At 44.2% G+C, this 12,677-nt stretch carries 16 protein-coding genes; 7 read left to right on the top strand and 9 right to left on the bottom strand.

Annotation, left to right across the window (positions count from 1 at the left end; translation table 11 throughout):
• Window positions 1–362 precede the first annotated feature (362 nt).
• Window positions 363–500, bottom strand: coding sequence for a hypothetical protein (locus V7L31_RS04210; RefSeq protein WP_334695088.1), 138 nt, complete (start codon window positions 498–500; stop codon window positions 363–365).
• Between the two features lie 233 nt (window positions 501–733).
• Entirely contained in the window at window positions 734–2,002 is a 1,269-nt protein-coding gene (locus V7L31_RS04205; RefSeq protein WP_334695087.1) for an RNA polymerase sigma factor, read from the bottom strand.
• Window positions 2,003–2,171: 169 nt separating this feature from the next.
• On the opposite strand from V7L31_RS04205, the gene V7L31_RS04200 reads away from it, so the two are divergent.
• The 4 genes from V7L31_RS04200 to V7L31_RS04185 all read left to right on the top strand — a co-directional run bounded on the left by V7L31_RS04200 (window position 2,172) and on the right by V7L31_RS04185 (window position 4,306).
• The gene (locus V7L31_RS04200; protein WP_334695086.1) at window positions 2,172–2,531 is read left to right on the top strand and encodes a YciI family protein; all 360 of its coding nucleotides are present in this window, start codon (window positions 2,172–2,174) and stop codon (window positions 2,529–2,531) included.
• Window positions 2,532–2,565: 34 nt separating this feature from the next.
• Window positions 2,566–3,063, top strand: coding sequence for a VOC family protein (locus V7L31_RS04195; RefSeq protein WP_334695085.1), 498 nt, complete (start codon window positions 2,566–2,568; stop codon window positions 3,061–3,063).
• A 247-nt stretch (window positions 3,064–3,310) separates the two neighbouring features.
• Window positions 3,311–3,742 (top strand): YciI family protein, encoded by a 432-nt coding sequence (locus V7L31_RS04190; RefSeq protein WP_334695084.1) that lies wholly within the window; start codon window positions 3,311–3,313, stop codon window positions 3,740–3,742.
• A gap of 213 nt (window positions 3,743–3,955) precedes the next feature.
• Window positions 3,956–4,306 (top strand): VOC family protein, encoded by a 351-nt coding sequence (locus V7L31_RS04185; RefSeq protein ID WP_334695083.1) that lies wholly within the window; start codon window positions 3,956–3,958, stop codon window positions 4,304–4,306.
• Between the two features lie 311 nt (window positions 4,307–4,617).
• On the opposite strand, the gene V7L31_RS04180 is transcribed toward V7L31_RS04185, so the two are convergent.
• Window positions 4,618–4,911: a hypothetical protein gene (locus V7L31_RS04180; RefSeq protein WP_334695082.1), complete on the bottom strand. Its 294-nt coding sequence runs from the start codon at window positions 4,909–4,911 to the stop codon at window positions 4,618–4,620.
• A gap of 543 nt (window positions 4,912–5,454) precedes the next feature.
• On the opposite strand from V7L31_RS04180, the gene V7L31_RS04175 reads away from it, so the two are divergent.
• Window positions 5,455–6,405, top strand: a complete 951-nt coding sequence (locus V7L31_RS04175; protein WP_334695081.1) for an aldo/keto reductase family protein — start codon at window positions 5,455–5,457, stop codon at window positions 6,403–6,405.
• A 911-nt stretch (window positions 6,406–7,316) separates the two neighbouring features.
• Here the strand turns inward: V7L31_RS04175 and V7L31_RS04170 are convergent.
• Window positions 7,317–7,865, bottom strand: coding sequence for a hypothetical protein (locus tag V7L31_RS04170; RefSeq protein ID WP_334695080.1), 549 nt, complete (start codon window positions 7,863–7,865; stop codon window positions 7,317–7,319).
• Window positions 7,855–9,405 (bottom strand): cryptochrome/photolyase family protein, encoded by a 1,551-nt coding sequence (locus tag V7L31_RS04165; RefSeq protein ID WP_334695079.1) that lies wholly within the window; start codon window positions 9,403–9,405, stop codon window positions 7,855–7,857. Before V7L31_RS04165 ends, V7L31_RS04170 begins: the two co-directional genes overlap by 11 nt.
• A 236-nt stretch (window positions 9,406–9,641) precedes the next feature.
• On the opposite strand from V7L31_RS04165, the gene dinB reads away from it, so the two are divergent.
• Window positions 9,642–10,733: a DNA polymerase IV gene (dinB, locus tag V7L31_RS04160; RefSeq protein ID WP_334695078.1), complete on the top strand. Its 1,092-nt coding sequence runs from the start codon at window positions 9,642–9,644 to the stop codon at window positions 10,731–10,733.
• Between the two features lie 50 nt (window positions 10,734–10,783).
• Here the strand turns inward: dinB and V7L31_RS04155 are convergent, their stop codons facing one another.
• From V7L31_RS04155 to V7L31_RS04140, 4 genes are all read right to left on the bottom strand, one after another.
• The gene (locus V7L31_RS04155; RefSeq protein ID WP_334695077.1) at window positions 10,784–10,984 is read right to left on the bottom strand and encodes a hypothetical protein; all 201 of its coding nucleotides are present in this window, start codon (window positions 10,982–10,984) and stop codon (window positions 10,784–10,786) included.
• Between the two features lie 37 nt (window positions 10,985–11,021).
• Window positions 11,022–11,408, bottom strand: a complete 387-nt coding sequence (locus V7L31_RS04150) for an antibiotic biosynthesis monooxygenase family protein (RefSeq protein ID WP_334695076.1) — start codon at window positions 11,406–11,408, stop codon at window positions 11,022–11,024.
• Between the two features lie 14 nt (window positions 11,409–11,422).
• Entirely contained in the window at window positions 11,423–11,704 is a 282-nt protein-coding gene (locus tag V7L31_RS04145; RefSeq protein WP_334695075.1) for a hypothetical protein, read from the bottom strand.
• A gap of 118 nt (window positions 11,705–11,822) precedes the next feature.
• Window positions 11,823–12,287 (bottom strand): hypothetical protein, encoded by a 465-nt coding sequence (locus V7L31_RS04140; RefSeq protein ID WP_334695074.1) that lies wholly within the window; start codon window positions 12,285–12,287, stop codon window positions 11,823–11,825.
• Between the two features lie 156 nt (window positions 12,288–12,443).
• Here V7L31_RS04140 and V7L31_RS04135 point away from each other — a divergent pair, with 156 nt between their 5' ends.
• Window positions 12,444–12,611, top strand: coding sequence for a hypothetical protein (locus tag V7L31_RS04135; protein WP_190938341.1), 168 nt, complete (start codon window positions 12,444–12,446; stop codon window positions 12,609–12,611).
• The last annotated feature ends 66 nt before the right edge of the window (window positions 12,612–12,677 follow it).

Raw genomic sequence — 12,677 nt, 5'->3', positions numbered from 1 at the left:
GGGCTTAAGTTTGGGGCTTAGAACCATAATTTGTCCTTTTGGCGATTGGAAGCATAAGCCGTCCTTTTCTGCCAAGTTATCGTTCCAGTGACAGTACTAAGTTGAACCCACACCAGAGCTACTGGACGGTGCTACTCCTTCCTTGTGTAAGCATAAGTTGAGCAACCCGCTTTGAAACCATAAAGTGAGCAAGTTGCTCATCTTATGCTTACAGTGACAATACAGGAATGCTGGAGAACACAAAATAAGAAACCCTTATCTTTTATCCGATATCATCTACGATTAATACCTTTTCTCCAGGTGTCTAAGTAGTTTGAGTATAAAATAACACTTAAAATACGTTATGCTTTCAAAACCTATATTCACAGAGCGATGGCAACTCTTGGAGACGCTCCGCGAACGCTCGCCGCAGGAACCGCACTACGACAAATGGCGATCGCTCGTTTAAAATCATTAGTACCAATCGAAACCTGCGAGAGAATGCTGGGATTGTCATCCATGTCGGAATCCTCTATCAGTTGAGGTGGATGTGGATGTGCCAGAGAGCCGATTGGTGATTTGCTGCACCCTAACACAACTTGATGAAACGATTGGATTATAACAGTACTAAAGTACTAAGCCGACTTGTCTTCTTTTGCCTTTTGTTAAGTTACAAGTTCACCCTGTTAAAAGATTTTTCATTTCTTTTTCCACGGCATCATGGATGCCTGGCGCTTTAAACTGTTGTAAACCCTTAGCCGGACTGAATGTTAGGTTGAACTTCGCGCAACCGACGTTCCAGAAAACGACGCTCACTGTCATTTGTCACTAATTCTAGTGCCCGTGTATAGCTCTGGGTCGCTTCCTCTAATGCTCCAACACGCCGGAATAAATCTGCACGGGTGGCATGAAAGAGATGATAACTGTCCAGTTCTGGAGCAAGGCTATCAATCAGTCCAAATGCGGCTTGAGGACTGTCTGCCATTGCGATCGCCACTGCTCGGTTCAAGGTAACAATGGGTGAGGGCTGCAAGCGTTCCAACACCTCATAGAGCCGCACGATCTGCGCCCAGTCTGTTTCTTCGGCGCGGGTTGCCTGACAATGGAGGGCGGCGATCGCCGCTTGCAGGGCATACACTCCGGTTCCAAAGAGCAACGCTTCCTCTACCAGAGGTAACGCCTCAGCAATCTGTAGATGATTCCAACGACTGCGATCCTGATCTTCTAGCAAAATCAAATCGCCTGCCTCATCTAGACGCGCATTGCGCCGCGAATCGTGCAATAACATCAGCGCCACCAGTGCTGTGACTTCAGATGGGGGTTGGGGTGCCAGCAATTGCCGCACCAGTTGCCCCAAGCGAATCGCTTTGATGCAGAGGTCAGCCCGCACGAGCGCATCTCCTTTGGTTGCGGCATAGCCTTCGTTGAAGATGAGATAGATGACTGTCAGGACTGCCTCTATCCGGGGAGCGAGATCAGTCGTCTCAGGTACTTTGTAAGGAATGCCTGCGTCTCGAATTTTGCGTTTAGCACGAACTAACCGCTGTGCCATTGTTGCAGTCGGTATAAGAAAGGCGCGGGCAATTTCGTCGGTTTCCAGTCCACCCAACATTCGCAGGGTCAATGCTACTTGAGTTTCCGTTGCCAGTGCCGGGTGACAGCAGGTAAAGATTAATCGCAGGCGATCGTCTCCAATTTCATCACTGTCATAGGTTGGTTCTTCAGTGGATGGAATTAAGCCAGATGCCGCATACCACTCCAGTTTTTCGGTCAGTTTCGTGCGTCGTCGGAGATAATCGATCGCCTTGTACCGTGCAGTTCGGATAATCCAGGCACGAGGACGATCAGGAATACCGTCGCTTTCCCACTGATTCACTGCCGCTGTAAATGCTGCCTGTGCAGCTTCTTCAGCTACATCAAAATCTCCGACCAGCCGAATCAGAATAGCGACAATGCGCCCCCATTCAGTTCGATAAAGGGCAGCAATTGCTTGAGCCACATCTGTTTTTGGGATTGAAGCCATACCTTTCACAAAAAGACATAAAGAATTTTGGGCAAGGTGTCGATTTGAGCAATTGCCGTTCGACTGACTGATAAAGGGAGATAAGTTCAATTGTACTAGACAAAATTTTTGCACTCAGGTGTCGATTTGGACAATTCCCGTTCGACTTAATCACAAAGGAGGCAACCCAATGAAATATTTGCTGCTGATTTATATGGAAGAAAACGCCATGAGCGACACCGAGCGGGAGCATTGCTATGGGGAATCTGCCCAACTCGCCCAGGACTTGCATACTCAAGGACAATTTCTGGCGACGGCTCCACTCCATCCTGTTGCAACCGCAACCAGTGTCCAAGTCCGTGATGGCAAATCACTCGTGACCGATGGACCATTTGCCGAAACCCGCGAACAATTGGGTGGATTCTTCCTCATTAATGCTCAGGATTTGGACGAAGCCATTGCGATCGCCACCCGCATCCCAGGTGCAAAAGTCGGCACCGTCGAAATCCGTCCTGTCATCGAAGTTGCGGGACTACCAGCACAGCCCTGACGTCCTTAACCGCTTGAACTCAAGGAGAACCCTCATGCAAAACAATTCCAAAATCACTCCCTGTTTATGGTTTGATGATCAAGCCGAAGCCGCCGCTCAGTTTTATACGTCGATTTTTCGCAATTCCAAAATTGTCCACGTCAGTCGATATGGAGACGCTGGACAGAAAATGAAAGGAAAACCAGCCGGAGCCGTCATGACTGTCAGCTTTGAACTTGATGGTCAGCCGTTCACAGCACTCAACGGTGGTCCGACCTTCAAATTTAACGAGGCGATTTCCTTCCAAATCTTTTGCGATACCCAGGTGGACGTGGACGATTACTGGCAAAAATTGTCTGCCGGTGGGGATGAAACCGCACAGCAATGCGGCTGGCTCAAAGACAAATACGGTGTCGCCTGGCAAATTATTCCTCGCATTCTGATTGAGTTACTCAACCACCCCGACGCGGCAACCTCTCAAAAAGTGACCACTACCATGCTGCAAATGAAGAAGATCGAGATTGATGAACTCAAGCGTGTCGCTGCTGATTAGCGGTTCCTTCGGAGTTGCGCTTTGCGCTAATCAGCACACCCAACCCAATACTTGTCGGGTTTTGGGGAAAAGGGGAAGGTGGGGCCCCCTCTGGGGATAAGGGGCGGGGGGAAGGGGAAAGAAAAAACCTTTAACCTTTACCCTTTAACCTTTTCCCCAAACCCAATGCCGAGTTGAAAAAAGCGTGCAGTATTGACACCCAACCCCTCGCAATCTAACTCAAAACCATTCAACAGGAGATTTCACAATGAAAGTCATGGTCTTTGTCAAAGCAACCCAAGACTCTGAAACTGGGGTCATGCCGAGCGAACAGCTTTTAACTGAAATGGGGCAGTACAACGAAGAATTAGCTAGGGCAGGTATCTTGCTCGCCGCTGAGGGGTTTCATCCTAGCTCCAAAGGGGTGCGAGTTCACTTTTCAGGAACCGATCGCACCGTCACCCAGGGACCTTTCACTCCAGCGCCGGAGCTAGTGGCAGGGTACTGGCTGTGGCAGGTGAACTCAATGTCCGAGGCAGTTGCTTGGGTAAAGCGCTGCCCTAACCCGATGCCAGGAGACTCCGAGATTGAGATTCGTCCCGTATTCGAGGCAGAGGATTTTGGTGAAGTCCTGACACCCGCCTTAAGGGAGCAGTCAGACCGCATTCGCGCTCAACTTGAAACGCAGCAGCAAGAGTAACGTCAGCGAAGAGGACAAGGGGCAGGGGGCGGGGGGGAGAACCCCATAAATAAATTTAGGGGCTTGCAACCCTTGTGGCAGGGGAACTCCAGTATCTTTCTCCCTTGCTCCCTGCTCCCCTGCCTCTTTGGTCATCAACAACCGCGCAAATGATGTTTATATGCGAACGATCCGCTCATCAAAACGCAGAATCGATTACAAAAGGAGAAATCAATGCAACTCAATTCTTACCTGATGTTCAACGGCAACTGTGAGGCAGCGTTCAAGTTCTATGAACAATGTCTGGGTGGCAAGATTACTATGATGATGACACACAAAGAAGCACCTTCTGCCGAAAATGTCTCACCGGAATGGCAAGACAAAATCATGCACGCTTGCCTTGAACTAGATGATCGCCTCCTGATGGGATCTGACTGCCCACCAGGATACTTTGAAACCCCGCAAGGTTTCTACGTACAAATTAGCGTTCCTGAAATCACTGAGGCAGAACGGCTTTTTCACGCTCTAGCAGAAAACGGCAAGGTGAAGATGGCGATCGTGCAAACGTTCTGGTCATCGCGATGAAGGCATGTTGACCGATCAGTTTGGGACACCGTGGATGATCAACTGCGAACAAACCATCTGAGCCGAATGGCACGCTTGTAAAGCTGAAATCTCCTTGCTGGCAGGGTGTGGGAGGTGTGGGAGGACGGGGAAGAAGTCTTCCCCCCCACACTCCCCACACTCAAAATCTTGTTATATCAGGGCTTTGCGATTAACAAGCGTGCCATTCCCTCCTTCCCCTCTTTTTCATAAAAGTTGCTCAGGCAGCAATACTGCGTGGATAATTGCAACCGCCTTGATGCAGAACCGTCTGGGAATACAAATTGCCTGCTTTAATTACAAAAATCATCAACCCGAATATCCCGCCAGACATCAGACACTTGCCAGCCGGAATTACCCACAGATTGTACTGGAGGATTGTCAAGCAATGGAATATAGTCAGGAACTCTAGGCTCTGAAATCGCTACTGGTTTCTCCTCAACCTCAACCACAGGGGCTAGAGAATTGACAGTATTAGCTAGAAGTTGTTGGTCTTCTGCCTCCTCGATTAATTTCATCTGTTTCAGCGTGAGCTTGTCGGATTTTTTGATGATTTTCTTAGTGTGTATCTCATTAGAAGTTTTCATTGGCTGTTCCCTTGAAGGCATTGGCTTAAAATTTGTCTGAGTAAAGTTGCGAAAAGATGGGTATTAATAATTGCACAGAAATAACAAGGTACACCAAATTTATGGAAAATACGAGTCTCTTACCGAAGAATTTATTAATTGGACATAAATATCTTTTTTGGGCAGATGCCTAAAAGCGATCACAGTAGTGGCGCAGAGATTGAGACTCTTCATTAGGTATATTTAAACAGACGAAATATCTGCAATTTGAATGAGGAAAGCTGTGGTGGCTTGAGACAAAGTTTGTAAATACGGTGAAGAAGGCAGGAGGCAGAAGGCAGAAGGTTGCAATACAGTGTAGGCTTCAGACCTACACTGATTGCAGGACACCAAATCAGAGATTTTGGAGTGGGGCTTAAACCCTTGCTCCATGATTGTCGCAGTAGCTATGCTGAGGGCAGTATTCCAACTGAAACTCCTGCCCTCTGCCTTCTGCCTTTCTTGTTAAAAATAGCTTCTTGGAGATTAATCAAGATGAAAACAACAGTGAAACGAGAAATACAAATGAAATACAGACAATTGGGAAACAGCGAGTTGAGCGTCTCCGAAATTAGTCTCGGTTCCTGGCTGACTTATGGGGGTGGTGTAGAGCAGCAAAATGCAGAGGCTTGTATACACAAAGCTTTAGAAGTTGGAATTAACTTTATTGACACTGCAAATGTTTACGCTCAGGGAGGGGCTGAATCATTTTTGGGAGAAGTATTGCAAGGTACTGAGCGCGAAAGTTACGTCTTAGCGACCAAAGTTTTCTTTCCTATGTCAGCCACTGAGCGAGGACTCTCAGCAGCCCAAATCAGAAAACAAATTGATGCTTCCTTAAAGCGACTGCGTACTGATTACGTTGACCTGTACCAATGCCATCGCTACGATCCAAATACGCCTTTAGAAGAAACGATGACGGCACTCACTGAGGTAGTGCGTCAGGGAAAAGCTCGTTACATCGGTTTTAGCGAATGGAGTCCGCAGCAGATCCAAGCAGCACTGAATTTGGTTGATGTTGGACGCTTTGTTTCCAGCCAGCCCCAGTATTCCATGCTCTGGCGCAAACCGGAAGCACAGGTGTTTCCATTATGTGCAGCTAATGGCATCAGTCAAATTGTTTGGTCGCCGTTAGCTCAAGGTGTACTCACAGGTAAATACCAGCCAGGACAAGCTGCACCTCCAGATTCTCGTGCTGCTAACGAAAAGATGAATTCGTTTTTGATGGAGGAGTTGTTTAACGAGCGTACACTAACAGCAGTACAAAAGCTCAAACCCATTGCCCAAGACTTGGGGTTGAGTATGCCACAATTAGCTCTGGCTTGGGTACTACGAGATGAGCGTGTGTCTTCAGCAATTATTGGTGCTAGCCGTCCAGAACAAATTGTTGATAATGCGGCTGCATCAGGAGTACAGCTAGATACAGATGTACTGGCAGCGATTGACCAAATACTGGCATCGGTTGTCCAAAGGTAAGGAAAGAGCTAGTTCTCGGAGCAAACCCAAGCAAACCCAAAAGTTTTATTGTCTTGCTGTCAAGGATATACCTTGAGATGAGCAGCATTGTGCATAGCTCGTTTCCACACTAACAATAGACTACATTATGGCGATCGCTTATTTGAGGGATCTGAATCTGGGGATAGCTAAAAAATAAAATACCCAAGATCGAGGCGAAAGTACTTTTCTTCTGAGTAAGTGCCTGACAGGGAGCAATGTTCTAACAGTGAGATGGATAAGCTGGCGTTGCAGAGGAGGCTTTTAAGGCAGAGGAAGAGGAAAAAATAAGTGTATAAGCAATCTCTAACATAATGACTGTAATTATTGAGATATACTTCACCATGACTATGAAAGATAATTTTGTGAAGCCGAATCATCCTCTAGACATTTAGTAGAGTAGTCTTTTAGTAGATGTTTACACTTAGTATTAGCTATAAATTTAAAGTAAGTAAATATTATTTTACTTTTTGGCTAAAAAAGGAGTTTTTTATGATATCAACTGTGATTTTTTTTGTTGGCTATACTGTGATATCTGCGTTTTTCATTTCTCATGTTGAGTAATCAGCTCCACTAACTATGTGGAGGCGAATTAATGGAAAAGAAAAGTTGGCGATCGCTACAATCAATATTTCCAGTACTTATACAGAGGTATGGATACCTAGTATTGTATAAACTAAATTTTAGTGAAAGGTAATAAATGTAATTTTATATACTCTGTTGAGATGAATAACTCAGTAGAGTATTTTCGTGAGAGTCACTGCCCTTGAGAAATCGTCTTGTCTTGTTGCAATCCAACAAAACCTCTTTTAACAACCATAAATTCAAAACTGCGGCTGCCGTCTCAAGAAATGTAATCGTACTTTTTGAAACATCTATAAGTTGTGCTTCTCTCAATTGCGGTCATTGCCATTAGGAGCCGACAGTTGAATCATCTCAGTAAAACGTGAATACTTAACCGCATCGGTAGGGGGATAATCTGCCGACACTGCAATTAACCCAATTTTGATATCCTCGAAATAAATCACACCCCCAATACGCCCTTCAAGAAAGAAAGCTCCATGAAATAAATGATATGGAGCGATGTAGATTAGCAAAAAGTCACTAATCTTTATTGCCCTATCAAACATCTGCTGACAAGTTTTTTGGAGGACGGCATCTAGATATTCATTATAGGCAGGCTCACCCAGGTCAGTGAATTCCGGTAGATCCGCAAAATGATCCATGTAAAATAGCCAGATATCGGATAAGTCTGCGTCATTTATGAGTTTTTGCTTAAGTGACTGTAATCGGTCGATATTCATATTATGGATATTGAGGAGATGGGGCAAACAGACAGTTAAAAAGTTATCAATAGTGAACTCTCTACGATTTTTGAGATAGCCAAAGCACAGCTTGAGTCCACGCTTGCTGGAGAACCGCAGCATCAGGCTACTGGGCATTTCCTTGTCCAACGGTTGCTGCTTGTGTGGTGTGCCAATTAGAAGCCAGAGAGCGGATTTTTTGAAGTTCCGATGGAGAGATTCGCTCTAAGTTACGCAAGATTTGAGTTATGCGTGGCTGATTTTTGAGCAAGTCATAATGACGAGCCAGAAAGTCCCAATAAAAAAAGTTGAAAGGACAAGCATTTTCAGTGGTGCGCTCACGAGGGTTGTAAGTACAATTCAAACAATAGTCACTCATATTGTTGATGTAGTTAGCAGAAGCAGCATAGGGCTTAGACGCAATCATTCCACCGTCAGCAAACTGCCCCATACCAATAACATTGGTTTGCATCACCCAATCGTAGCCATCAATAAAGGCGGCATGAAACCAGTCCTTAAGTTCTTGGGGGGAGATACCTGCTATCATTGCAAAGTTGTTCAACACCATCAACCGTTGAATATGATGAGCATAACCTATTTGTTTAACCTGAGTTAGAATCTGGTGCAGACAATTCATCTGTGTATCGCCAGTCCAATAAAAAGCAGGCAGTGGATGAGTGTGGTTAAACCAGTTACGTTCTGAATAGTCATCATCTAGGTAAACATAAACACCGTGCATATACTCTCGCCAGCCAAGCACCTGACGGATAAAGCCTTCAATGCTGTTTAGCTCCCAGTCGCTGCTGTTGTCTAAATATGCAAGCTGTGCCGCCTGAACAACTTCCAAGGGATGAAGCAATCCAATATTGAGATAGGGAGAAAGCATCGCGTGCCACATTGTCTGTTCGCCAGTCACCATCGCGTCCTGGTATGGCCCGAATGAGGACAAACGTGTTTCAATAAAAAACTTCATTACAAGTAGTGCTTGCTGCCGCGTTACACCCCAGCAGAAGGGTTCAAGAAGCCAGTAACTTTGATTGTCTTGGAATGCCTCAGATTGCTTAATGAAGTCAATTACATCTTGTGTAATTGAGTCTGGTTCAAACCATAAAGCTTCGGGTAAGGTCAGTTTGCCTTTTGGTGGTTTGCGATTTTGTTTGTCAAAGTTCCATCGACCACCAACAGGTTGGTTGCCCTCCATTAGAATGTTGAACCGCTTTCGTCCCTGGCGGTAAAAGTCCTCCATGATTAGGCGTTTGCGTCCACTGGCCCATTCAATGAACTCCTGATCACTCCAGATAAAACAGTTATTTGGTGTGAAAGTGATTTGAATTGGAAGTTCTAGCTTTTGAATCAACGCAACAAAAGGGCGATCCGTTGGAGTCATCACCCGCAGTTCGCTAATTTGGTATGAATTTATCCATTCAATTAAAGGTGTTTTGAAATCTTGGCTTTGAGCGTATGTTACTGGGAAGCCAAGCGATCGCAATTCGGCAGCAAAGTGACGCATGGCTCCCCAGACCAATACCAGTTTTTGCAAATGGTAAGGAAGTTGCCCTGCATGAGTTAGAGATTCAATAAAAATTACGGGAGTCTGTTGCTTTGGAAGCAAGCAACTTTGCAGTGCTGATTGCTGTGACCAAAGTTGATCTCCGAGAACCCAAACACCAATGGTCATCCTCTTGCTCCCTCTCATACCGTGCGTTGGCAACGTGACGACAAAATGCTATTCAATCAAGTGTAACGTTATTGTTACAAGAACTTTCTCAATGAAAAAGCTGATGAAAGCTCAAAAGCACTAGTGCTAATGTACTATTGTGGTGAGAAATTTCTCAAATATCCAGATTGAATCACAAATTTACCAGAGAATAGTCGTTCTCGCCGCTTGGTAGAAATGGTAATACTTCAACAACAATGCAGACGAGGAAGATAGTTCACGTAGACATGGATGCCTTCTACGCATCGGTGGAACAGAGGGACAACCCTAGCTACCGAGGTAAACCGTTAGTAGTCGGTGGCAGCCCTAATCAGCGAGGCGTAGTTGCAGCCGCCAGTTATGAAGCTCGTAAGTTTGGCATTCACTCAGCAATGCCCTCAGTAACAGCAATTGCCAAGTGCCCTGGGCTTATCTTTGTCAGACCAAGATTCGATATTTACCGAGAGATTTCCACTTCAATCCACGCCATATTCAAACGCTACAGTGATTTAGTGGAAGGGGTTGCACTAGATGAAGCATATTTGGACGTTACTGAGAATAAGCAAAGTATCCCCTACGCTTCTACTATCGCAAGACACATCAAAACTGCGATTTTCCAGGAAACTCAGTTGACAGCAACCGCAGGCGTGTCGATTAACAAGTTTCTTGCAAAAATGGCATCAGGGCAGAACAAGCCCAACGGACTAACCGTGATTTTACCAGAGGATGCGATCGCCTTTGTAGAACAGCTAGCGATTGAAAAATTCCACGGTATAGGAGAAGTTACGGCGGCGAAGATGCATTCGCTCGGCATTCATACTGGCGCAGATTTGAAAACGCGATCGCTCTTGGAGCTAACACACCACTTTGGTAAAGCAGGTCAGTATTACTATAAGATTGCCAGAGCAGAAGATGATCGCCTAGTTGAGGCGAATCGAGTTCGTAAGTCCATCGGTGCAGAAACCTCATTTGCACAAGATTTAAGCGATGTCGGTCAGATGTTGCAGGAACTTGAACAGATTGCCCAGATAGTGGAGCAACGCTTAGAGCAGCACGAAACGCGTGGCCGAACATTAACATTGAAAGTTAAATTCTCTGACTATCAGCAGTTAACCCGCAGTAAAACTATGCTTGCTCCCATCAGTGAACTATCTACGATTTTCGAGATAGCTAAAGCGCTGTTTGAGTTGATTGATCTGGAGAATCGTAGTATCAGATTGCTAGGGATTTCTTTGTCTAACCTTGATAATCAAAAACAATCTCAAGCTATTCAATTGCCATTATTTCAGAATGGGAACATCAGATTTTAGCGTAGGTGTAAGCCCCACTTCTAAAAAGCTCAGTTACTGTCGTAAGCATTTCACAAGCTCATTAGTGACTGCAATTGTGTGTCTGAATTATCTCCCAATTCTTGCTGCAATTGGGATAGTTGATTTTCTAACGCTTCAGTAGTCTGAATGAGATTCGACTCTTGGGCTATTCTTAGCTGAGTTTCTTTAATAGATATTTTTCTTACCAGTTCATTGACTGCATCCACTGAATCATCATTTTCAGTAATCATGGCTGAATTACGATTCCTCTAAATTCTGTTTTGAGATTTAATACTCTGCTTCAATTTGATAAAGGGCAGGATTAGCTTCAATAGGTAATTGTTGTTCAAAAATCTCATTTTGGGAAATGCGTTTAGAGAATGCCGATTGCCACGTTTCTTTACTAGACCATTTTGCAATATTAATAAATTGAAATCTCTCGCTTGGGTCAAGACTGCGATGTAACTTTGTATCGATAAACCCTGGCTCATTTTTCATCAACAGAGCAGTCTGATTCCATTTGCGAAGAAATTCATCTTCCAAACCTTGAGGAACAGAGAAGACATTGATCAATACCACAGGTGAATCCATAAAGGCAGTTCTTTTAACTCTGTCATGCCAGACAATAGCATTTATCAACAGAAACTTGAATGTACCTATAGTAGGATTATACAAGTTTTAGATGCTGCTCACCGACAAAAATCATCAACCCTCAACTCACGCCACACATCAGACGGTTGCCACCCGGAGTTACCCACAGAGCGGAGGGGGCGATAGTGTTCAGAAATGTATTCGGATTCGGAAACGTAGTCTTCAATGTACACAGGTGGATTTGATTCAATTACTGGTTCAGGAATATTTTGGCTCTCAGGAATCTCAATGGGTTCAGTCGGTGGTGGGGTTACTTCTGTTTTCTTGCGAATTGGGTTAGAGGTTTTTTTGATGAGTCGTTTCATATCTATAGGAATCATTCGGCTTTCCACAAAGAACGGATATTCCAGGATACAGGAAGTTATCAGCGAATCAGAGGCATTTTGCCAGAAAGTTGTATGGCTATTGGGTAGCGTAACCGAAAGTTAAAGATAATTTTTAGAGATTGCTCAGACGGGCTAACATCCCTAAACCTAAACCAAAGATTAAGGTAAGTCTCAAAATTAGCACAGTGTGCAACTGACTAAAAAATGGAAGTAATTGATTTTTTACTGCGACTGAACTAAAAGCACCAGCCCAAGCGATACTTAGTACTACCAATAAAACTACATATAATGTTATTCCTCCACTAAAAGCTAAAAGTAAAATTCCAGTTACACCGTGGCTTAATATGTAACACCAACCTAAAGTTTTAGCCCAACTGATAACGCCAAAAAATCTCCAAGCAAAACTGCGAGTCAATGTTAAAGTCAAAAATATTAAAGTAACTCTGGATAAAGTAAAGGCACTGCCCTGCTGTAAAGCCTCATCCCAAACTGCTGTCCAAGCAAATAACCAGCCTAGCATTACATAGCAAGATAAGCTAAACACCAGTTTTATCCAAACAATATATATTGCAAACATTTCTAAATTAACTTTAGTTATTAATAAATATTTGAACAAATAGTATTTAATATATGAACCGTTAAAATAATCCATAATAACTCGTTATTAGTGATAATAATTCTTGTAACTTATTGAGCGACAGTTTATAATATTCTGTAAAGATAATTAAGAAAAATGATTAAGCCTAAAAATGTGTATCGTGGACACTCAATGGAAAAAGTTGGTCACGGTAAAAGAGCGGAATTTAAAACAACTATCAATGAAAAAGAATGGTCTGCTGTGACTGAATTAGAGGTAAAAACAGCAATTGATGCTTGGATTGATGAAGGAATAGAGCCTTAGTTATTGGGCTACATAGCTTAAAAATGCCCTGGATAATCCGAATTGGGGGCCATCGCCATGAAACCG

Source organism: Nostoc sp. (assembly GCF_036916655.1).
GTDB lineage: Bacteria > Cyanobacteriota > Cyanobacteriia > Cyanobacteriales > Nostocaceae > Nostoc.
The sequence above is the reverse complement of the archived record's forward strand: the minus strand, read 5'-3'. Positions and strand labels throughout refer to the sequence as shown.